Here is a 19,479-nt window from a genome sequence, read left to right as displayed (position 1 = left end):
GGAGGCTCGGGCATCGGCGGAGTGGGGGAGGCCGTTGTACCAGTCATGCCGCTTCTGTACCCGCACGTGTGCGTGTGACGCCCGGGCAGTGCAGGATGGGGTCATGAGGGAAACCCGAGCGATGGCTCACGGGCTGCGCACGGCGATCGAGCGGAGCGGCTACTACCCCGCGCTCGTCGCGGACGCCGTCGAGTCGGTTCTGGGCACCGAGTCCGTGATCGCGTATGTCGTCCACCACGAGGCGACGTTCGATCCGGCGATGGAGGTACGGCGGCATGTCACCGTGCTCGTCCTGTCGCCCACCCGCCTGCTCGTCTGTCACACCGACGAGCACCCGCCCACCGAGGCGATGCCGCATCCGCACGCCTCGACCACGACGGAGGCGGTCCGCCTCGGCCGGGTCCAGTCCGTGGCGGTGACGCGCGTCGTCCCCGAACCGGCCTCCTACGTCCCTGGTGTTCCGCCGACCGAGGTCATGGTCACGATCGGCTGGGGCGTGATCTCTCACGTCGATCTGGAGCCCGCCTCCTGCGGCGACGAGTCCTGCGAGGCCGACCACGGCTACACCGGCACTCTGACCGCCGATGACCTTTCGCTGCGGGTCAGCGAGGCGGCCGACGGCGCCGACGCGGTCGAGCAGGCACTGGCCTTCGCCCAGGCGCTCTCGGAGGTCATCGCGCAGCGCGAACGATGAGCCTTCCCGTTCCGGCGTACGGGCGCCGGTCTCTCGCCGACCTCACGCCGTCCGTGCTCGCCGCGCTGGGCGTCCCGGGGCACACGAACGTCCTCGGCCTGCCCGCGCTGCCGCGCGCCTGCGTGCTCCTCGTCGACGGCCTGGGGTGGGAACTCCTGCGCGCACACGCCGGCGAGGCGCCGTTCCTGTCCTCCCTGGCCGGGCACGAGCTGACCGCGGGCTTCCCGTCGACCACCGCGACCAGCCTCGGCTCCTTCGGCACGGGCCGGGCGCCGGGCGGCCACGGCCTGTTCGGCTACCAGGTGGCGATCCCGGGGGAGGGCCGCCTGCTCAACTGCCTGCGCTGGGACGACGGCGTCGACCCGCTCGCCTGGCAGCCGTCGGCCACCGTGTACGAACGGGCCGCCGCCGCGGGCGTCGCGGCGGCGCACGTGTCGACCCGGGCGTTCGAGCACAGCGGGCTGACCCGGGCGGTGTACCGGGGCGCGCGCTACGTCCCGGCGGACGCGCTCGGCCCGCTCGTGGCCGGCGCCGAGCGGGCCGTACGCCAGGGTGAGCGGTCGTTCGTCACCGTCTACCACAGCGAACTCGACGCCACCGGGCACATTCACGGCTCGCGCTCGTCCGCCTGGGGGCACCACCTGTCCTTCGTCGATCTGCTCGTCCGGCGCCTGGCCGAGGTGATGCCGCCGGACGCCGCCCTCTACGTCACCGCCGACCACGGCATGACCGACCCGGCCACGCGCGTCGACGTGGACGCCGAACCCGCGCTGCGCGAGGGCGTCGCGTTGCTCGGCGGCGAGCCACGGGCGCGGCACCTGTACGCGCGGGACGGCGCCGCCCCCGACGTGCTCGCCGTGTGGCGTGAGCGCCTGGAGGGGGCCGCATGGGTCATGACACGTGACGAGGCGATAACGGCAGGTCTTTTCGGGCCGGTTTCGGCCACCATGGCGGCCCGGGTCGGCGACGTGGTCGCCGTGCCGTACGCCGACCTGGCGATCGTCGCCACCCAGGCCGAGCCGCTGGAGTCCTCCCTGGTCGGGATGCACGGCTCCCTCGTACCGGCCGAACAGCTCGTGCCCCTGCTCACCTTCACGGCGGAGTCATGAACGACGAGACACCTCTCGCGGACGGTGCGGTTAACGGTCAGACTGGCGGTGTGCACCCTCTCATCGACGTCCCGTCACTCGTCCGGGCGGCCCGGGGAGGCGTGACCCTCCTCGATGTCCGCTGGCGCCTCGGCGGTCCGCCCGGCATCGAGGCGTACCGGCGCGGCCACCTGCCCGGCGCGGTCTTCATCGACCTCGACCGCGATCTCGCGGCGCCGCCGGGCGCGGGAGGCCGGCACCCGCTGCCCGACGCGAAGGAGTTCCAGGCGGCGATGCGACGTGCCGGGGTCCGCCAGGACGACCTCGTCGTGGTCTACGACGACGCCGACGCCACCGCCGCGGCCCGCGCCTGGTGGACGCTGCGTTACTTCGGGCACGAGCGGGTGCGCGTCCTCGACGGCGGCTACCAGGCCTGGGCGGACGCCGGGCAGCCCGTCACCACCGAGGTCCCCTCGGTGAAAGAGGGCGACTTCACCGCGGCGCCGGGCCACCTGCCGCTGCTCGACGCGGACGGCGCGCTGGCCGTGGCCAAGGACGGCGTGCTGCTCGACGCCCGCGCGCCGGAGCGCTACCGCGGCGAGGTCGAGCCCGTCGACCCGATCGCGGGCCACATCCCGGGCGCGGTGAACGCGCCGACCCACGGCAACGTGGGCGTCGACGGCCGCTTCCTGCCGGCGGGCCTGCTCCGCGAACGCTTCGCCGGCCTCGGCGCGACCGACGCCGCCGAGGTGGGCGCGTACTGCGGCTCCGGCGTCACCGCCGCCCACGAGATCCTCGCCCTGACCCTCGCCGGGGTGCCGGCCGCCCTGTACGCCGGCTCGTGGTCCGACTGGATCACCGACCCCGCCCGCCCGGTGGAGAAGAGCGACTGAGTTCGGCGGCCGCTCAGGCGCCCGGCAGGCGGCGGCGGCCGGCGAAGCCGAGTTCGGTCCGGTGGTACCAGGTCAGCTCCCGCTCTCCCTCCAGCAGGCAGAGCCGTACGGACTGCCCGCCGTGGTACGCGGGGAAGTCGATGAGCACGGGGGTCAGGCTCTTCACCTCGATGCCCTGGATGGTGAACCACCCCACGGCCTCGTCGATGCGCGCCTCGTACCCCTTCAGCTCCGGCTTGCCGCCGAGACGCGTCGGCTGACCCGACCGCAGCGCGTACGACAGCTCGGCGAGGTCGGCGCGTGCCGCAACGATCGCGTCGATCCGCGCGCGCACCTCCGGGAGCAGCGCACGTGCCTCACTGAGGGTGAAGGTCCGCTCGGTCACGCTCGTACGCTACCTGGCGGTCCCGCCGCGCCCCAGCAGCTCCTACCTCACCAGCCCGCGCCGAAGCAGACGAACCCGAGGGCGGCCGGCGGCCGGGGCGCGGCGGCGAGGGCCTCCGCCGGCGGCATGCCCGCCGCCAGGCGAGCGTGCAGGCCGACCATGAGTTCGCCGGCGGCGGCGTCGCCGACCGGGGTCACGCCGGCGATCACGGTCGCGGCGCCGTACGCCAGGGCGCAGCCGACCATGCCGGTGACCGCCTCGCCCGCCCGTACGTCGGCGCGCCCCGCGTCGCACGCGGACAGGACCATCAGCCGGGGCGGCCGGCGCAGGTGTTCGAGGTCGTAGGCGACCAGCGGGCCGGCCACGAGGCGGAGGCCGGAGAACAGGGCGTTCCCGGCCCGGAATTCGCCGTGCACCGCGAGGTGGGCGATCGCCGCGCCGTCCAGGGCCGTACGGACGGCGTCGGCGGTCGCGGCGGCGCCGTCCAGCACCACCGCGCCGGGGTACCGCTCGCGCAGGGCGGCCACCTCACCGGCGGCATGGCCGAGGTCCGGCCCGGCCACGAGCGTTACTTGCCCGGAAGAGGCGGGCGCCCGCCGGGCCCGCAGCCAGCCCGCCACCGACGGCGTGACGGCCACCGCCCGTCCGGCCAGCGACGGCAGCGCGGCCCACGGCAGGCCGTGCAGCGCCCCGGTCGGAGCCAGCACCAGCGGCCGGTCGCCGAGCCGCAGCGGACCGAGCAGCCGCGCGTCCAGCCGCCCCGCCGCGGACGCCAGGCCGCGCTCCGCCGCCTCGCCGGTCCCTTGCCGCGCGAGGCGCGACACGGCGAAGCGCAGCAGCCGTACGTCGTGCTCGGCGTCGGCGTACGGGCCGAGCGGCACACGGCGGCAGCGGCCGTCCGCGACGGTCACCGCGAGCAGGTCGTCGCCGTCGCGGATCAGCTCGGCGAACACCCGGTCACCGAGGGCGTCGCACAGCGCCGGCACGAGCCACGCCCAGCCGCGGACCGCGTGCCGGGTGGAGGTCAGCCGCCGGGTACGGGCGCGGACGGCGTCCTCCAGCCGTGCCTGCGCGGCGAGCAGCGCGGGCCGGTGCGGCACCTCGGCGCTGACCCGGCGCAGCTCGGCCAGGAGCCCGGCCAGCCGCCGGTCGCGCGGCGGCCGTACGGCGGGTGGCCGGTCGGCGATGGCCCGGCCGCGTTCGGCGGCGAGCAGCAGCTCCCGTGGCCCGCGGGCGAGGCGTACGCCCAGCGCGGCCAGCTCGGCGGACCAGCCGGCGGCGCGCCCGCGCAGTTCGGCCGCGCCGAGGGCGGCGGCGTGCTCGTCCACCGCCCGCAGGCCCGCGCGGACCGCGGCGGCCGCGCCGCGCCGGTCGCCGTCGGCGACCCGCAGCAGGGCGGTGGCGTGCCGGACGGCGACCCTCGTGCTCACCGTGCCGCCGTCGCATGCCCCGGCGAGCAGGCGACGCGCGTGCTCCCGGCGGCCCCGCGCGAGCGCGACCAGCGCGGCCAGGGCGCGGGTCTCGGCCGCCGCGGATGCCCAGCCGGCGTGCTCGAGTCGCTGCACGGCGCGCTCGGCCTCGGCGGCCAGCGCGGCCGACCGGTCGCCGTCGGCCCAGCGGGCCCGCAACTCGACCTGCTCGGCCAGCAGCGCGAACCCCGGCCGTCCGGCGCCGAACGCGGCCCGCGCCCGCCCCGCCGTCGCGGCCGCGGCACGCGGGTCGCCGTCGGCCAGTTCGGCGTGGGCGAGCAGCAGCAGGGCGTCGGCGGTGTCGCAGCGGTAACCGGCGCCGTCGAGGCGTTCGAGCGTCCGCGCCAGCAGCACGCGTGCCTCGCCCGGCAGCCGGGCCGCGATCAGTGCCTCGGAGCGGTCGAGGTGGAGCTGGCACAGCCGCTCGCCGACCCCGGTGAGCCGCGCCTCGACGTCGTCGTAGATCGCGAGTGCCCGCGGCAGGTCGCCCCGGCGCGACGCGACCACCGCCAGGTTGTGCCGCGCCATCGCCGCCTGGTGCCGCAGACCGGCGCGCTCGGCCAGCGTCAGCGCGCCGCGCAGGTCGGCCTCGCCGCGCCCGAGCCGCCCGGCGAACACCCGCGCCAGCCCGACGTTGACCCGCAGGCCGATCGCCACCTCCGGGTCGCGGCACGTACGGGCGATCCGCGCCACCTCCTCGATGCGCCCGGCGCGGGCCAGGGCGCAGGCGCGGTTCGCCAGGAGCCGGTCGGCGTCGGCCCCGGTGAGCACGGGCGCCGCCTCGTCGGCCGCCGCGAGCGCGCCCGCTACGTCGCCGCCCGCGACGAGCAGCCCGACGAGGTTCATCTTGACCAGCGCCGACGCGTACGCCAGCCCCTCGGCCTCGGCGACCCGCAGCGCCTCGCCGAGGTGCGCACGACCCTCGCCGAGCCGGCCGAGCTCCTTGCAGGCGAGGCCCAGCGCGCGCCGGGCCGTCACGCGGAGCGCCGGATCACCGTGGTCCGCCAGCGCGAGGGCCGCGTCGTAGGCCCGCCGCGGGTCGGCGGCCGCCGCCGTTATCAGGGACTCAGACACGGATCCAGCTCGTGACCACCGAGCTCGCGTCGGCCAGCCGGAACAGCAGGCTGACCACGCCCGCCGGAACCCCGGCCAGCGCGAAGGACCCCGCGTCGTCGGTCCGCGTGCCCCGCTCCCCGCCGGGCGAACGCAGGATCACCTCCGCGGCCGACGGCGGCGCGAGCTGTCCGACGATCTCCCGGCCGCAGACCTCGATCTCGACGCTGACACGCGCCCCGGAGAACGTGAGCAGCCGCGAGCCGCCCCCGCGGACACCCGCCGGAGCCGCGATCGTCTCGGAGGTGAGCGTCGCGAGCGCGGCGGCCGGCTCGAACCAGCCGAACGCGGCATGCCCGAGCGCCACCAGCCGCTCCGGCACCGGCGGAAACGCGCGACGCAGCGCAACGGTCAGCTCCTGATCACTGGGCCCGTTCACGCGCGACCGCCGAGGCGACGGCGCAGGTGGGTGAGGCAGCGCGCCCGTGTCGGACCGACGCTGCCGACGGGCATCTCGAGCGCCGCCGAGATCTCCGCGTAGCTGAGCCGGGGAGAACCGGCGAACAGCTCCAGCAGCTCACGGCAGCGCGGAGGGATCGTCTCCAGCGCGGCCCCGACGGCGGCGGCCAGATCCCGGCCGAACACGACATGGTGCGGCCCGGTCACCGCCGGCCCGGCCCCCTTCAGCGGCCGCTCCCGCCCGGCCCGCCGCAGCGTGGCCATGCTCTCGTGCCGGGCGGTCACCGCCAGCCAGGCCCCGGCGCGCGCCGGGTCGCGCAACAACGTGAGCCGCTCGACCAGCCGGAGCCAGGTCGTCTGCACCACGTCGTCGACGTCGGCACCGCTCAACCCGTACGAACGAGCGATCGCGCAGAGAAGGCGCGAGTAGCGGCCGACGAGCACCCGCCACGCCTCCGCGTCCCCCTGCCCCGCCCGCCGCACGAGATCACCTGTGCTCATGTCCTCCACGAACGGGGATATTAGCGCACTGTTATCAACTGATTACCCTAAGTCGCGAAGATGGCGTCAAGGGATCCAGCGGCACCCGCCACCGCGGGCGCGGCGACGGAGGTCCCGCTCCATGTCGTGCAGGCGCACCGACGGGCGGGGGCCGCCCAAGCGGCCGGAGACCGCGGTCGGCCACTTTCGGACCAGTGTGGAGAGGCGAACCCGCCATATCCTGACGGTTCCGCATTCCTGCGTGACGGAAAAGGCGCCTGCATGACCGCGATCGTCGGCATCACTGACGGCAGGACCGTTGTCATCGCCGGAGACTCCGCCGGTGTCGGCGGGGGTGTCACCCAGCCTCGCCTGGACGCCAAGGTCTTCACCAACGGGCCTTACGTGATCGGCTACACCAGCTCGTTCCGCATGGGCCAGATCCTCCGATACGCCTTCAAGGCTCCGGTGCCGCCCGAGGATGATGAGGGCCTTCACGCCTTCATGTGCACCGGCTTCATCAACAGCGTCCGCGAAGGACTCAAAGACGGCGGATGGGCCAGCAAGAACAACGAGCAGGAAGAGGGCGGATCCTTCCTCGTCGGCGTCCGTGGGCGCCTCTTCGAAATCGGCGAGGACTACCAGGTGGGTGAGCTGGCGGACGGATACTCCGCCGTCGGATGCGGTGCGGAGATCGCCCTCGGGGCTCTCCACGCCACCGGTGATACCGGCATGTCTCTCCAAGCCCGCGCCACCGCCGCGCTTGAAGCCGCAGCCCATTTCTCCACCGGTGTTCGGCCACCGTTCACGATCGTCGGCACGACGAGGAGCGAGACGGATGGGCACCCGGGATCCGAGGACGTCCCATCGCCTTGATCGGGCCGACCGTCTGGCCGTGCGCGTGCTGCTGCTCCCGTTCAGGGGCGGCGTCCGGACCTAGGCCGTGAACATGACGCCGAGGTCCGGTGACACCCGCCGGCCCGCCGGGTCGAGGAGCCGGGCGGCCGCGAGAGAGGCGGAGATCCGGTCGGCGGCCGCCAGGTCGGCGATCCGCCCGGCCACCGCCGGGGCGGCGAACGACGTGCCGCTCCAGGTCGCGTACCCGGCGAACGCGTCCGGGTCGATGCCGTGCACCGGCGGGCGCGGGCCGTCGAAGCTCACGAAGCAGCTCGCGACCTCGACTCCCGGTGCGCAGGCGTCCACCCACCAGCCGTGATCGGAGAACCAGGCCCGCTGCTCACCGTCCAGCGCCGCGACGGCGATCACGTGCTTCAGGGCGGCGGGCCAGAACGGGCGGTCGCTCGCGTGGTTGCCGGCGCACGCCACGACGACCGTGCGCCGGGCCAGGGCGGCGACGGCGCGGGCGACGACCGGGGACGGGCGGTCGTCGTACGTGTGACAGCCGAACGAGAGGTTGGCCACGTCCGCCCGCTCCCGGTGCGACAGGCGGGCCAGCGCGCGCAGGACGCCGAGCTCGTCGCCGACGCCGTCGCCGCCGATCACGCGGAGCGCGCGGACCCGGATCCCGGGTGCGTGCCGCAGGAGCACGCCCGCGATGAACGTCCCGTGTCCCGCCTGGGCGTCGAGCTCGTAGTCCAGGTCGGCGTCGAGGACCTCGGTGACCTCCGCGCGCTGTGCGGCGTACCAGTCCGTCGCCTCGTACCACGGGTGCGGCGACATGCCGGTGTCGAGCACCGCGACCGTGACCGGACGCCGTCCCGCGCCCGGGGCGCCGGGCGGGGCGGGCGGCGCGGCGGGCCGTGGCCGCCCGGCCGGGCCCGTCCACCACATCGGCTGGCCGTGGACGAGGTGGTTGGGTGCGACCGCGAGCCCGTGGTGCCCGTGCAGCTCGGCGGCCAGCTCGCAGACGTCGACGCGCGCTCGCAGGCGTACGCGGGCCACTCCCGGGCCGTCCTCCGTGACGTCGTGCCAGCGGCGTACCAGGTCCTCCGTCGCCGGCAGGTCCTGGCCGGCGACGAGGAGCTGGTCGCGGCGCAGAAGGGCCGGACGCCCGCGGACCGGCTCGGCGACCACGGCGTCGCGATGGCGGGCGAGCAGGCGTTCGAGCCGCGCCGCCTGAACGGTCTCGTCGAACACCGCCCACCTCCGGCCGCTCACGTAGAGCGATTGACTGTTACGCAGTGTGCCCCGAGATGTCGCCTGCGGTCAGCGGAACGGGCGAACCGAGCCCCCTTGCCTTCCGTCCCCGCGGACGATCAATCTTGTTGAGTGAGCACGACGGCGGAGTTGATCGGATCGGGCGGAGGTCCGTCGGCGGGCGGCGGGCGTCCCGTCACCCGGCGCGCCGCCGCCCTGACCCTCCTGCGCCGCCGGGCGCCGGCCCTCGTCGCGGGCGCGGTGCCGGTGCTGGCGTTCCCGCGCCCGGGACTCGATCTGCTCGCCTGGGTGGCGCTCGTGCCCGGCCTGCTGCTCGCCCGCTCCGCGCCGACCGGCCGTGAGGCGGCCAAACGCGGCTGGTGGTTCGGCGCCGGGTTCATTCTCACCGCGCTCTACTGGCTGATCCCCACGATCGGGCCCGGCCTGCTCCTGCTCGCCGTGGCCGCCGGCGCGCTCTGGGCGCCGTGGGGCTACGCGGCCTGGGCGCTCCTGCGGCCCGGCCGCCTCGTCGCCGCGGTCGTCGTGGTGCCGAGTGTGTGGCTCGCGGCGGAGTGGGCGCGCTCCTGGCAGTCCCTCGGCGGCCCGTGGGCGCTGTACGGCGCGACGCAGTGGCGGCACCCGACGGTGCTGAGCCTGGCCTCGATCGGCGGCGTGTGGCTCGTCACCTTCGCCGTCGTGGCGGTCAACACGGCGCTGGCGAGCGCGGCCGGCGCCTGGTTCCGATCGGCGGGGCCGTCGCCTCGCCGCGTCGTCACCGCCGTGCTGCTCGCCGCCCTGATCGCGGCGGCCGGACCGCTCACGTACCGGCCGTGGTCCGCGCCCGCCGGCCGTCCGCTGAAGGTCGCGCTCGTGCAGCCGGGCGTCGTGGTCGGCGCGGGCACGCGCTTCGAGGCGGGGGAGCGGCTCACCGCCGCGCTGCCAAAGGTCGACCTGGTGGTCTGGGGCGAGAGCAGCGTGGGCTTCGACCTGCGCCGGCGGCCCGACCTGGTGGCCCGGCTGGCGGCCCTCGCCCGCGCGCACGGCCCGCTGCTCGTCAACGAGGACGCGCGGGACGCCGGCGGGCGCATCTCCAAGAGCGCGGTGCTCATCGGGCCGGACGGCGAGCAGGCCCGGTACGTCAAGAACCGTCTCGTGCCCTTCGGCGAGTACATCCCCCTGCGGACCACGCTCGGCTGGCTCACCCGCGTCAGCAAGGCGGCCAAGCAGGACCGCGTACCCGGTACCGGCGTCGTGATGATGCGCGCGGACGTCACCTTCGGACCGCTGATCTGCTTCGAGTCGACCTTCCCCGACCTGGCCCGTACGGTCGTGAACCGCGGGGCCCGGGTCCTCGTGTACGAGTCGGCGACCTCGTCGTTCCAGGGCAGCTGGGCGCCGCCGCAGCACGCCTCGCTCGGCGCCGTACGGGCGGCGGAGACGGGACGGCCCGCGGTGCAGGCCGCGCTGACCGGGGTGTCGGCCGCGTTCGACGCGCGAGGACGGCGGATCGCCTGGCTGGACACACCGCGGCGGGGCTCCGTCGTCGTGGAGGTTACGCCGTCACAGGGGCGCACGCCGTACGACCGCCACGGCGACTACGTGCCCTGGCTCGCCGTCGTGATCGTGGCCGGAGCCGGGCTCTGCGCGTGGCGCGGACGACACCCACGGGACTGATCTGGTAGGGCCGACCCATACCTACGGGGTATGCGGTCTGGTGCGAGTGATGACCATGAGGCACAATGACCATGCGGTCATACGGTCGGTCTGGTGCGAGGACGTTGGGGAAGACGAACCTCGCAACGCTCCCAGGAGGTCCGGTGTCCGCACGTGGCGTTTTCTACGTCCACTCAGCGCCGCCTGCGCTGTGCCCGCACATCGAGTGGGCCGCCGCAGGCGTCCTCGGTGTGCCCGTTTCCCTACCGTGGAGCGATCAGCCCGCGGCTCCGGGGACGATGCGCACCGAGCTGTGCTGGGAAGGACGTCCCGGCACAGCGGCCGGCATCGTGTCGGCGCTGCGCGACTGGCGCCTGCTGCGCTTTGAGGTGACCGAGGACGCCACGCCGGGCTGCGACGGCGTCCGCTACAGCGTGACGCCCTCCCTGGGAGTCTTCACCGCCGTGATCGGCGCGAACGGCGACGTCCACGTGCCCGAAGACCGCCTGCGTTCGGCGATGGCCAACGCCATGGCGGGCAAGGCGACCTTCGAGTACGAGGTCGACCGGCTCCTCGGCAAGCCGTGGGACGACGAGTTGGAGCCCTTCCGCCGCGCTGGCGACGGAGCCCCGGTCCGCTGGCTGCACGCCGCCGGCTGACCCGTTCCCGCGGGTGAGGAGAGGGCTCGGCCGGTCCGGCGTGCCCTGGATCCGACCCGCGACGCGTACGCGCGTGGCGGCGGGGAGCGCCGCCACCACGGGCCGCCACCACGGGCCGCCACCACGGGCCGGTGCGCCGATGGTGCGTGGACGGTCAGCGGCTCCGGCGAATCTTTGGTCATCACCACAGGCGACACGACCAAGGAGTGGAAGATGACCGTTCTGACCGGAAAGACGGCGTTGGTGACCGGGGCCTCGCGGGGAATCGGCCGGGCGATCGCCGAGCGGCTCGCGGCAGACGGCGCCCTGGTCGCCGTGCACTACAACAGCGGCGACGCGGCGGCCAAGGACACGGTGGCGGCGATCACGGCGGCCGGCGGCCGGGCGTTCACGGTGCAGGCCGAACTCGGCGTCGACGGCGACGCGGAGACCCTGGTCGCGCGGCTCGCGGCCGGCCTGCGCGAGCACACCGGCGAGGCCGCCCTGGACATCCTGGTCAACAACGCCGCCCTGAGCGGCACGGGCCCGATCGAGTCGGACACCCCGGCGGCCTTCGACCGGCTGTTCGCGGTGAACGTGCGGGCGCCGTACTTCCTCATCCAGCGGGCTCTGCCGATGCTTCGCGACGGCGGTCGCATCATCAACATCGGTTCCGGCGTGACCCGGATCGCGCTGGCGGCGGAGACGTCGTACGCGATGACCAAGGCCGCCGTCGACACGCTCGGCCGGACGCTGGCCAACACGGTGGGCAGGCGCGGCATCACGGTCAACACGGTCGCGCCCGGCACCACGAGGACCGACCGGACCGCCGCGATGTACGACATCCCGGGCTTCGCCGAGCAGATGAACGCCGCACAGGCGATCGAACGCACCGGCATGCCCGCCGACATCGCCGCCGTCGTCGCGTTCCTCGCCTCGCCCGACGGTGGGTGGGTGACCGGGCAGTGGCTCGACGCCAGCGGAGGCTGCTACCTCGGCCCCAAGCTGCCCGCCTGACGCGGCGGGCGCCGGGCCGGACCCGGAAGAGCGACGCCCCGTCCAGGAGTGTCTCCTGGACGGGGCGTACCGGGTCCGACGACCGTCAGAGAGGGATGTTGCCGTGCGCGCCGCGGGCCGGGGTGGCCTCGGCGATCGCCTGGGCGATCGCGCGGCGGGTCTTGGCGGGCTCGATGACCTCGTCGATGACGCCGATGTTCTGCGCCCGCTGGAGGCCGCCGACGACCTTCTCGTGCTCGGCCGCGAGCTGCTCCTCCAGCGCGTGGCGCTCCTCCTCCGGCACGGCGGCCAGCTTGCGCCGGTGCAGGATGCGGACCGCGGCGACGGCGCCCATGACCGCGACCTCCGCGGTCGGCCAGGCGAAGACGCGCGTCGCGCCCAGGGACCGGGAGTTCATCGCGATGTACGCGCCGCCGATCGCCTTGCGGGTGACCAGCGTCACCCGGGGCACGACCGCCTCGGCGAACGCGTGCAGGAGCTTCGCCCCGCGCCGTACGACGCCGTCGTGCTCCTGGCCCATGCCCGGCAGGTAGCCGGGGACGTCGACCACGACGACCAGGGGCACCCCGAACGCGTCGCACATCCGCACGAACCGCGCCGCCTTCTCCGCCGACGCCGAGTCCAGGCAGCCGCCCAGCCGCATCGGGTTGTTGGCGATGACCCCGACCGTGCGGCCGCCGAGGCGGCCCAGCGTGGTCGTGATGTTCGGCGCCCACTTGGGGTGCAGCTCGACCGACTCCGAACCCTCGTCGAGCAGGCCGGCCACGATCGGCTTGACGTTGTAGGCGCGCCGCGGGTTCTCCGGCAGGATGCCGCCGAGGTCGGTCTCGGCCACCTCTTCCGGCCGCAGCCGGCCCTGGTGACCGAGCAGCGCCGCGACCCGGCGTGCCTTGAGCAGGGCCTCGGTGTCGGTCTTGGTCACGATGTGCACGACGCCGCTGCGCTTGCTGTGCGGCTCGGGGCCGCCCAGCGTCGCCATGTCCACGTCCTCACCGGTGACCGAGCGGACGACGTCCGGGCCGGTCACGAAGATGCGGCCGCCCTCGGACAGGATGACGATGTCGGTCAGCGCCGGGCCGTACGCGGCTCCGCCGGCGGCGGGGCCGAGCACGACCGAGATCTGCGGCACCACGCCGGAGGCGTGGGTCATCGCGGCGAAGATCCGGCCGACGCCGTGCAGCGACTCCACACCCTCGGCGATGCGGGCACCGCCGGAGTGCAGCAGGCCGATGATGGGCAGCCGCTCGCGCACCGCGTGGTCGTACGCGTGCACGATGTGCTCACAGCCCGCCGCGCCCATGGCGCCGCCCTGGACGCGCGGGTCGCTGGCGTACGCCACGACGGGCATGCCCTCGACCCGGCCGACGCCCGCGACGGCGCCGCTGTCGTCCTGTTCGGCGAGGAGCCGCAGCGACCCCTCGTCGAAGAGCGCCCCCAGGCGGACGAGCGGGTCACGGGGGTCCGGTGCGGCCTCGGCCTGCTGGGGGATCTCCTCGGCCGCCGGAGCGGGGGTACGACTGTCGACAACGGTCACGACTCATGCCTCCTAAAGGCGACGCACACGTTGTGGCCACCGAAGCCGAACGAGTTGTTCAGTGCTGCGGCGGGGCCACCGGGCAGCTTTCTCGGCTCCCCTTGGGCGATGTCGAGGTCGACTTCGTCGTCGAGATCGTCGATGTTGATCGTCGGCGGGACCAGGCCCTCGCGCAGCGCGAGCAGCGTGGCGATGGACTCGACCGCGCCGGTGCCACCGAGCAGGTGCCCGGTCATCGACTTGGTGCTCGTCACGACGATCTGCCCGGCCGCCTCGCCGAGCGCCTTCTTGATCGCCTTGATCTCGCCGACATCGCCGATCGGGGTGGACGTGCCGTGCGCGTTGATGTGGACGATGTCCCCGGGTTCGAGGCCCGCGTCCGTCAGCGCGCGCTTCATGGCCTTGGACATGCCGTCCGCGTCGTTCTGCACGATGTCGTTGGCGTCGGCGGAGTATCCGACGCCGGCGGCGATGCCGTGGATGCGCGCGCCGCGGGCCCGCGCGTGCTCCTCGGACTCGAGGATCACGATGCCCGAGCCCTCACCGAGCACGAAGCCGTCGCGGTTCTTGTCGTACGGCCGCGACGCGGCCTCCGGGTCGTCGTTGCGCGTCGACATGGCGCGCATCGACGCGAACGCGGCGAGGTTGAGCTGGTGGATCGCCGCCTCGGTGCCACCGGCGATGACGATGTCGGCACGACCCGAGCGGATCATGTCGATGCCGTAGCCGATGGCCTCGGCACTGGAGGCGCACGCGCTCGCGAGCGCGTGCGCACCCGCACGGGCACCGAACTCGATGCTCACCTGACCGGCGGCGCCGTTGGGCATCAGCATCGGCACGGCGAACGGGGAGACGCGCTTCCAGCCCTTCTCCCGCAGCGTGTCGTAGTTGTCGAGGGTGGTGATGATGCCCCCGATGCCGCTGGAGACGACGGCGCCGAGGCGGTCGCCGTCGACCCGGAAGCCCTCCGCCGACTCCTCGTCGCCGAACGCGAGGCCGGCGTCGCGCCAGGCCTCGTGCGCGGCGATGAGGGCGAACTGTTGGCACCGGTCGAGACGGCGCAGCCGGTGCCTGGGCAGGACCTCGGAGGGCTCCACCGCGATCTTCGCGGCGATCCGCACCGGCAGGTCCTTGGCCCAGTCCGCCTCGATCGGCTTGACGCCGGAACGGCCCGCGAGCAGAGCGGACCAGGTCGACGCCACGTCGCCGCCGAGTGGCGTGGTCGCGCCCAGTCCGGTCACGACGACGGAGGTACTCATTCGGTCACGCTCTCCCTTGGTGGTCTCGTCGCTGGATGTGCCCTTCAGGCGGAAACGTCCTTGCCCTGCACGTAGGAAACGACGTCCTTGACGGTCTTGAGGTTCTTCAGCTCGTCGTCGGGGATCTCGACGCCGAACTCGTCCTGCGCGGCGACGGCGATCTCCACCATCGACAGCGAGTCGATGTCGAGGTCGTCCACGAACGACTTCTCGGGGGTGACGTCGGCCGCCGGCACACCGGCGATCTCCTCGATGATCTTGCCGAGGCCCTTGAGGATCTGCTGCTCGGACAATGCCATGGTGTTATTACTCCTCTGAATCGGGTTGTACTGAAGGTGAGTGAGGAACAGGGGGAGTTACGGGATCTCGACGACCTGAGCCGCGTACGTCATCCCGGCGCCGAAGCCGATGAGCAGCGCGGGAGCGCCGGAGGGCACGTCGCCGCGCTCGATGAGCCGGGAGAGGGCGAGCGGGATCGAGGCGGCCGAGGTGTTGCCGGCCTCCACGATGTCGTCGGCGACGACCGCGTTCTCAGCGTTGAGCTTACGCGCGATCGCCTCGATGATGCGCAGGTTCGCCTGGTGGGGCACGAACGCCGCCAGCTCCGACGGGTCGACGCCGGCGCGGTCACACGCCTCTCGTGCCACCTTGTGGAGGTTCGTGGTGGTCCACCGGAACACGCTCTGCCCCTCCTGGTAGAGGAAGCTGTTCCGGTCCTTGATGAAGATCCGCTCGGCCATGTCGCCGGCGCTGCCCCACACGACCGGCCCGACCGCCGTCTCCTCGGACGGCCCGACGACGACCGCGCCCGCGCCGTCCGCGAAGATGATGCACGTGGAACGGTCCGTCCAGTCCACCCACTGCGAGAGCTTCTCGGCGCCGACCACGAGCACGTTGCGCGCGGAGCCGGCGCGGATCGCGTCGGAGGCGTTGGACAGGGCGTAGCAGAAGCCCGCGCACGCCGCGTTGACGTCGTACGCGCCCGGCGCGACGATGCCCAGACGGGTGGCGACCTGCGCCGACGCGTTCGGGATCTGCGCCTCCTGCGTGCAGGTGGCGACGACGACCAGGTCGATGTCGGCCGGGGACAGACCGCTGTTGGCGAGGGCCTTGCCGCCCGCCTGCACGGCCATGTCGACCACCGACTCGTCGGGTCCGGCGATGCGGCGCTGCTTGATGCCGACCCGGCTCTGGATCCACTCGTCGTTGGTGTCGACGGTCTTGGCGATGTCGTCGTTGGTGACGACGTTGGACGGCTGGTAGTGGCCGAACGCGAGGATGCGCGCCCCGGGGGCGCCGGTACGGAGCTGGAAGGACGTCACGCGTTCTCCAATGTGTCGTCACTGGGGCTGGCCTCGGCCAGGGCGCGGGCCTGGTCGAGTTTGTCCGGCGTCTTGAGCGCCACGACCTCGACCCCCGGCAGCGCACGTCGAGCGATACCGGCGAGAGTGCCGGCCGGCGGAAGCTCGATGATGGCGGTGACGCCGAGGTCCGTCATCGTCTCCATGCAGGAGTCCCAGCGCACCGGGTTGCTGACCTGCTCGGCGAGACGGGCGACGAGGTCTCCTCCACGCCCCACGACGGTGCCGTCGCGGTTGGACAGCACCTGTATACCCGGGTCCGCCACGGGCATGCCCGGCGTGATGCGCCGGAGCGTGTCGACCGCGGGGGCCATGTGCGTGGTGTGGAAGGCACCCGCCACCTGGAGCCCGCGCAGCCGCGCCCCGGACGGAGGCCGCTCCTTCAGCGCGGCGAGCTGCTCCATCGTGCCGGCGGCGACGACCTGCCCCGCGCCGTTCATGTTCGCCGGCGTGAGGCCGTGTTCCTTCAGGACCGCCTGCACCTCGTCCGGGTCGCCGCCGAGCACCGCGGTCATGCCGGTCTCGGTGACGGCCGCCGCCTCGGCCATGGCCCGGCCGCGCTCACGCGCCAGCACGAGCGCCGCCTCGGGGGAGATGACACCGGCCATCGCGGCCGCGGCGAGCTCGCCCACACTGTGCCCCGCCACGAGACCGGGCTTGACGCCGAGCACCTCGTACGCGACGAGAGCGGCGCTGACCAGCAGCGGCTGCGCGACGGCGGTGTCGCGGATCTCGTCGGCGTCGGCGGTCGTCCCGTAACGGATCAGGTCGAGCCCGGTGACGGCCGACCACCAGGTGAGGCGTTCGGTCACCCCCGGGAGCTCGAGCCAGGCCTCGAGGAATCCGGGTGTCTGGGCGCCCTGGCCGGGCGCGGTGATGGCGAGCACGCATCCCACAGTGCCGCGTGGGGGTGCGCCATGTTCATGCGGTGAGGTACGAAGTTGGGGCAGCCCGCCTTGTGAGGGTCCTACAAGTGGGCCTCACGCGACACGAAGCGTCCGAGGACGAGCGCGATGCGCAGCGTGAAGGCGGCCCGGCCGTCCGCGGGCACGTATCCGGTCAGCTCAGTGACGCGTCTGAGCCGGTAGCGGACGGTGTTGGGGTGGACGAACAGGAGCCGCGCGGTGGCCTCCAGCGACGAGCCCTGCTCCAGGTAGGTCGTGAGCGTGTCCAGCAGCGGAGCGCCGGCGTCGCGCAGCGGTTCGTAGACCTCCTCCACAAGAAACGCCCGCGCGTCCTGGTCGCCGTCCAGCGCCCGCTCGGCCAGCAGCGCGCCGGCGAGCACCGGGCGGGGCGCGTCCGGCCAGCCGGCCACGGCCTGCAGCCCGGCGAGCGCGGCGCGCGCCGAGCCGGTGGCCGCGTACAGGTCCTCCACCCGCGGGCCGATGACGACCGGACCCGCGCCGAACTTGGAGGTGAACGGCTTCGCCGCGGCGAGCGGGTCGTCCTCCACACCGCCGACGATGACGATGAGGCGGCTGCCCTGGACCCCGGCGAGCACGTCGACGCGCGCGCGGCGCGACGCGATGCGGATGTCGTCGATGATGGCCTCGGGCTCGTCGTCGGGCGTGTGCCCCGCCATGACGGCCACCGAGGTCGAGGCCCAGCCGAGCGCGGCCGCCCAGGAGTGCAGCGACTCGTCGACCTCGCCGCGCAGCAGGGCGTCGACGATGAGCGCCTCGAGCCGCGCGTCCCACGCGCCGCGCGTCTCGGCCGCCCGCGCGTACACCTGCGCGGCGCCGAAGGCGACCTCACGGGTGTAGCGGAGGATGGCCTCGCGCAGCTGGGTCTCGCCGCCCGGCGCGGCGAGCTTGTTCACCTGAGCCTCGACCACGTCGATGACGACGCGCACGATCTCGACGGTCTGCTGGAGCCGTACGGCGCGCATCAGCTCGCGGGGCGCCGTACCGAAGACCTCGCCCGCGATGGCCGGCCGGATCTTCTCCTCGTTCTTGAACCACTCGACGAACCCGGCGATGCCCGCCTGGGCCACCAGGCCGACCCATGAGCGGTACTCCGCCGACATCGCGCGGAACCACGGCAGGCGTTCTTCCATGCTGGCCGTCGCGGCGGTGCCGAGCGATCCCATGGCCTGCTCGAGCCGCTCGGTCGTCTCTTCGCGGATGTCGCCGTCGTTCTTCACATTCTCCACCCTCCCACCCCCGGCCGGCGGATGAGCGCATCGGCCGGGACCGCGCACGCGCCACCGACGGCGGTTCGTCACCTGTGACGGTAACCGCCTTTCCGTGTGGACGTGTCGGGAAGGGGCTGGTCAGCGCGTCACATGTCAACGCGACACGTCGCCGGCGCGGCCGAGCGCGATGAGCGCCAGGTCGCGCAGCGCGACGCCGCCCGGCCGAAGGTAGTCGCTGTGCCCGCCGTCCCCCGCGGCGAACCGCCGGGCGCCGAATCCCGCTCCGGCCGGGTCCGCGCCGAAACCGACGCCGAGCACCCGGACATTCGGTACGTACCGCATCCAGTCGCCGGAGGCGCGCCCCGCCCACAGCCGCGCGGAGGTGCGCAGCCCGGCCGCGGAGGCGACGGTCATCCCCGGGCTGCCGAACACGGCGATGTCGGTCACGTCGAGGTCCTTCGCGGCGCGTCCGCAGACCACCGTGCCGTAGCTGTGGCACAACAGCGCGACACCGGCGCCGCGCGCGTCCAGCCACGTCACCAGCGGGCGGAGGGCGCGGGCACCCTGGTCGGCGCGGCCGGTGGTGACCACGGCGGGGCTGACCGTGGCCGGGGCGGGGTACCCGAGCCAGGCGACGACGGCCAGCCGCGCGCCGGGGGACAGCCGCTCGGCCTCGGCGTACAGGGCGCGGGCGCCCCCGCCGGGCGACGCGGTTCCGCGTGAGTCGAAGGTGGCCGGCGTCGTGTCCGCGCCGGGCACCAGCACGGCGACGCGCCGCGCGGTCGCCAGGTCGCCGACCACCTCGACCGCCCGGCCGCGCGGATCGAAGTCGAGGAACGTACGGCCGGGCGCGGCGAGCGCGCGCAGACGCTGCGACGTGCGCGGGTCCTCGGTGCCGCGCGCGGCGCTCTCGATCGCCGCGCGCTCGGCCGCGTACCGCGCGCTCAGCGCCGGTCCGGTCAGGGCGGGCAGGGGCCGCAGGGGCAGCGGCCCGGACGAGGCGTCGCCCGCCGCGGCGGTACTGAGCACGAGCGCGGCGCCCGTGAACGCGAGCAGGGTCACCCGGCGGGCCGTCATCCCGATCTCCTTCCGGTCCACACCGCCCGGCCGGGTCGGCCGGGCGGCGGAACAGGAAGCTACGGACGGCCGCCCGTGCCGCGCGTCCCTCCGGAGAGCACATCCGCGCGTACCTCTCAGGTACGTCGTGGGCATACGAGCGACCGAGGTTCGGCACACCCACCTGCGCAGCCGGACGCGGGCCCGGC

19 protein-coding genes are annotated in these 19,479 nt (G+C 74.2%); 7 read left to right on the top strand and 12 right to left on the bottom strand.

Annotated features, from left to right (window positions below):
- Positions 1 to 103: 103 nt before the first annotated feature.
- Genes ACQEV1_RS39255 through ACQEV1_RS39245 form a run of 3 tightly spaced genes read left to right on the top strand, consistent with a single transcriptional unit; the run spans position 104 to position 2,675 of the window.
- Positions 104 to 694, top strand: a complete 591-nt coding sequence (locus tag ACQEV1_RS39255) for a DUF5998 family protein (protein ID WP_285580151.1) — start codon at positions 104 to 106, stop codon at positions 692 to 694.
- Positions 691 to 1,803, top strand: a complete 1,113-nt coding sequence (locus ACQEV1_RS39250; protein ID WP_433401472.1) for an alkaline phosphatase family protein — start codon at positions 691 to 693, stop codon at positions 1,801 to 1,803. The genes ACQEV1_RS39255 and ACQEV1_RS39250 overlap by 4 nt, the downstream gene beginning before the upstream one ends.
- A 50-nt stretch (positions 1,804 to 1,853) precedes the next feature.
- Positions 1,854 to 2,675 (top strand): sulfurtransferase, encoded by an 822-nt coding sequence (locus ACQEV1_RS39245; RefSeq protein WP_285628167.1) that lies wholly within the window; start codon positions 1,854 to 1,856, stop codon positions 2,673 to 2,675.
- 13 nt (positions 2,676 to 2,688) lie between these two features.
- Here ACQEV1_RS39245 and ACQEV1_RS39240 read toward each other — a convergent pair whose 3' ends face one another.
- From ACQEV1_RS39240 to ACQEV1_RS39225, 4 genes are read right to left on the bottom strand one after another with little or no spacing between them, the layout of a single operon-like run.
- A complete protein-coding gene (locus tag ACQEV1_RS39240; protein WP_285580148.1) occupies positions 2,689 to 3,060 on the bottom strand; it encodes a DUF2203 domain-containing protein in 372 nt (123 codons plus the stop codon).
- A gap of 47 nt (positions 3,061 to 3,107) precedes the next feature.
- Positions 3,108 to 5,603, bottom strand: a complete 2,496-nt coding sequence (locus ACQEV1_RS39235; RefSeq protein ID WP_433401469.1) for a CHAT domain-containing protein — start codon at positions 5,601 to 5,603, stop codon at positions 3,108 to 3,110.
- Entirely contained in the window at positions 5,596 to 6,021 is a 426-nt protein-coding gene (locus tag ACQEV1_RS39230) for a hypothetical protein (protein WP_285628173.1), read from the bottom strand. The genes ACQEV1_RS39235 and ACQEV1_RS39230 overlap by 8 nt, the downstream gene beginning before the upstream one ends.
- Positions 6,018 to 6,542: an RNA polymerase sigma factor gene (locus ACQEV1_RS39225; RefSeq protein WP_285580145.1), complete on the bottom strand. Its 525-nt coding sequence runs from the start codon at positions 6,540 to 6,542 to the stop codon at positions 6,018 to 6,020. The genes ACQEV1_RS39230 and ACQEV1_RS39225 overlap by 4 nt, the downstream gene beginning before the upstream one ends.
- Positions 6,543 to 6,803: 261 nt before the next feature.
- On the opposite strand from ACQEV1_RS39225, the gene ACQEV1_RS39220 reads away from it, so the two are divergent.
- Positions 6,804 to 7,397, top strand: coding sequence for a hypothetical protein (locus tag ACQEV1_RS39220; protein ID WP_433401466.1), 594 nt, complete (start codon positions 6,804 to 6,806; stop codon positions 7,395 to 7,397).
- A 60-nt stretch (positions 7,398 to 7,457) separates the two neighbouring features.
- On the opposite strand, the gene ACQEV1_RS39215 is transcribed toward ACQEV1_RS39220, so the two are convergent.
- Entirely contained in the window at positions 7,458 to 8,639 is a 1,182-nt protein-coding gene (locus tag ACQEV1_RS39215; RefSeq protein WP_433401463.1) for a S8/S53 family peptidase, read from the bottom strand.
- Between the two features lie 111 nt (positions 8,640 to 8,750).
- Here ACQEV1_RS39215 and lnt point away from each other — a divergent pair, with 111 nt between their 5' ends.
- The 3 genes from lnt to ACQEV1_RS39200 all read left to right on the top strand — a co-directional run bounded on the left by lnt (position 8,751) and on the right by ACQEV1_RS39200 (position 11,926).
- On the top strand, positions 8,751 to 10,292 hold the full coding sequence (gene lnt / locus ACQEV1_RS39210) for an apolipoprotein N-acyltransferase (RefSeq protein WP_433401460.1): 1,542 nt from the start codon (positions 8,751 to 8,753) through the stop codon (positions 10,290 to 10,292).
- 143 nt (positions 10,293 to 10,435) lie between these two features.
- Entirely contained in the window at positions 10,436 to 10,930 is a 495-nt protein-coding gene (locus ACQEV1_RS39205; protein ID WP_285628184.1) for a DUF3145 domain-containing protein, read from the top strand.
- Between the two features lie 213 nt (positions 10,931 to 11,143).
- Positions 11,144 to 11,926, top strand: a complete 783-nt coding sequence (locus ACQEV1_RS39200; RefSeq protein ID WP_433401456.1) for an SDR family NAD(P)-dependent oxidoreductase — start codon at positions 11,144 to 11,146, stop codon at positions 11,924 to 11,926.
- Between the two features lie 85 nt (positions 11,927 to 12,011).
- Here ACQEV1_RS39200 and ACQEV1_RS39195 read toward each other — a convergent pair whose 3' ends face one another.
- The 7 genes from ACQEV1_RS39195 to ACQEV1_RS39165 form a co-directional block, all read right to left on the bottom strand.
- Positions 12,012 to 13,460: an acyl-CoA carboxylase subunit beta gene (locus ACQEV1_RS39195; RefSeq protein WP_285580137.1), complete on the bottom strand. Its 1,449-nt coding sequence runs from the start codon at positions 13,458 to 13,460 to the stop codon at positions 12,012 to 12,014.
- A complete protein-coding gene (gene fabF / locus ACQEV1_RS39190; protein ID WP_433401452.1) occupies positions 13,457 to 14,719 on the bottom strand; it encodes a beta-ketoacyl-ACP synthase II in 1,263 nt (420 codons plus the stop codon). Before fabF ends, ACQEV1_RS39195 begins: the two co-directional genes overlap by 4 nt.
- Positions 14,720 to 14,763: 44 nt before the next feature.
- Complete coding sequence (locus ACQEV1_RS39185; RefSeq protein WP_285580133.1) at positions 14,764 to 15,018, bottom strand: acyl carrier protein; 255 nt, start codon at positions 15,016 to 15,018, stop codon at positions 14,764 to 14,766.
- A gap of 57 nt (positions 15,019 to 15,075) precedes the next feature.
- The gene (locus ACQEV1_RS39180; RefSeq protein WP_285580131.1) at positions 15,076 to 16,041 is read right to left on the bottom strand and encodes a beta-ketoacyl-ACP synthase III; all 966 of its coding nucleotides are present in this window, start codon (positions 16,039 to 16,041) and stop codon (positions 15,076 to 15,078) included.
- Positions 16,038 to 16,967, bottom strand: a complete 930-nt coding sequence (locus ACQEV1_RS39175; RefSeq protein WP_285580129.1) for an ACP S-malonyltransferase — start codon at positions 16,965 to 16,967, stop codon at positions 16,038 to 16,040. The genes ACQEV1_RS39180 and ACQEV1_RS39175 overlap by 4 nt, the downstream gene beginning before the upstream one ends.
- Before the next feature lie 80 nt (positions 16,968 to 17,047).
- Positions 17,048 to 18,169, bottom strand: a complete 1,122-nt coding sequence (locus ACQEV1_RS39170) for a PucR family transcriptional regulator (RefSeq protein WP_285580529.1) — start codon at positions 18,167 to 18,169, stop codon at positions 17,048 to 17,050.
- Between the two features lie 198 nt (positions 18,170 to 18,367).
- Complete coding sequence (locus ACQEV1_RS39165) at positions 18,368 to 19,291, bottom strand: alpha/beta hydrolase (RefSeq protein WP_285628193.1); 924 nt, start codon at positions 19,289 to 19,291, stop codon at positions 18,368 to 18,370.
- Positions 19,292 to 19,479 lie beyond the last annotated feature (188 nt).

Source organism: Actinoallomurus sp. CA-142502, assembly GCF_050936355.1.
Classification (GTDB): domain Bacteria; phylum Actinomycetota; class Actinomycetes; order Streptosporangiales; family Streptosporangiaceae; genus Actinoallomurus; species Actinoallomurus iriomotensis.
The sequence above is the reverse complement of the archived record's forward strand: the minus strand, read 5'-3'. Positions and strand labels throughout refer to the sequence as shown.

Coding starts and splice junctions, on each gene's coding strand:
- ACQEV1_RS39220 (WP_433401466.1), top strand. CDS start 6,804: ATGACCGCGATCGTCGGCATCACTGACGGCAGGACCGTTGTCATCGCC.
- ACQEV1_RS39170 (WP_285580529.1), bottom strand. CDS start 18,169: ATGGGATCGCTCGGCACCGCCGCGACGGCCAGCATGGAAGAACGCCTG.
- ACQEV1_RS39225 (WP_285580145.1), bottom strand. CDS start 6,542: ATGAGCACAGGTGATCTCGTGCGGCGGGCGGGGCAGGGGGACGCGGAG.
- ACQEV1_RS39165 (WP_285628193.1), bottom strand. CDS start 19,291: ATGACGGCCCGCCGGGTGACCCTGCTCGCGTTCACGGGCGCCGCGCTC.
- fabF (WP_433401452.1), bottom strand. CDS start 14,719: ATGAGTACCTCCGTCGTCGTGACCGGACTGGGCGCGACCACGCCACTC.
- ACQEV1_RS39255 (WP_285580151.1), top strand. CDS start 104: ATGAGGGAAACCCGAGCGATGGCTCACGGGCTGCGCACGGCGATCGAG.
- ACQEV1_RS39250 (WP_433401472.1), top strand. CDS start 691: ATGAGCCTTCCCGTTCCGGCGTACGGGCGCCGGTCTCTCGCCGACCTC.
- ACQEV1_RS39185 (WP_285580133.1), bottom strand. CDS start 15,018: ATGGCATTGTCCGAGCAGCAGATCCTCAAGGGCCTCGGCAAGATCATC.
- ACQEV1_RS39200 (WP_433401456.1), top strand. CDS start 11,144: ATGACCGTTCTGACCGGAAAGACGGCGTTGGTGACCGGGGCCTCGCGG.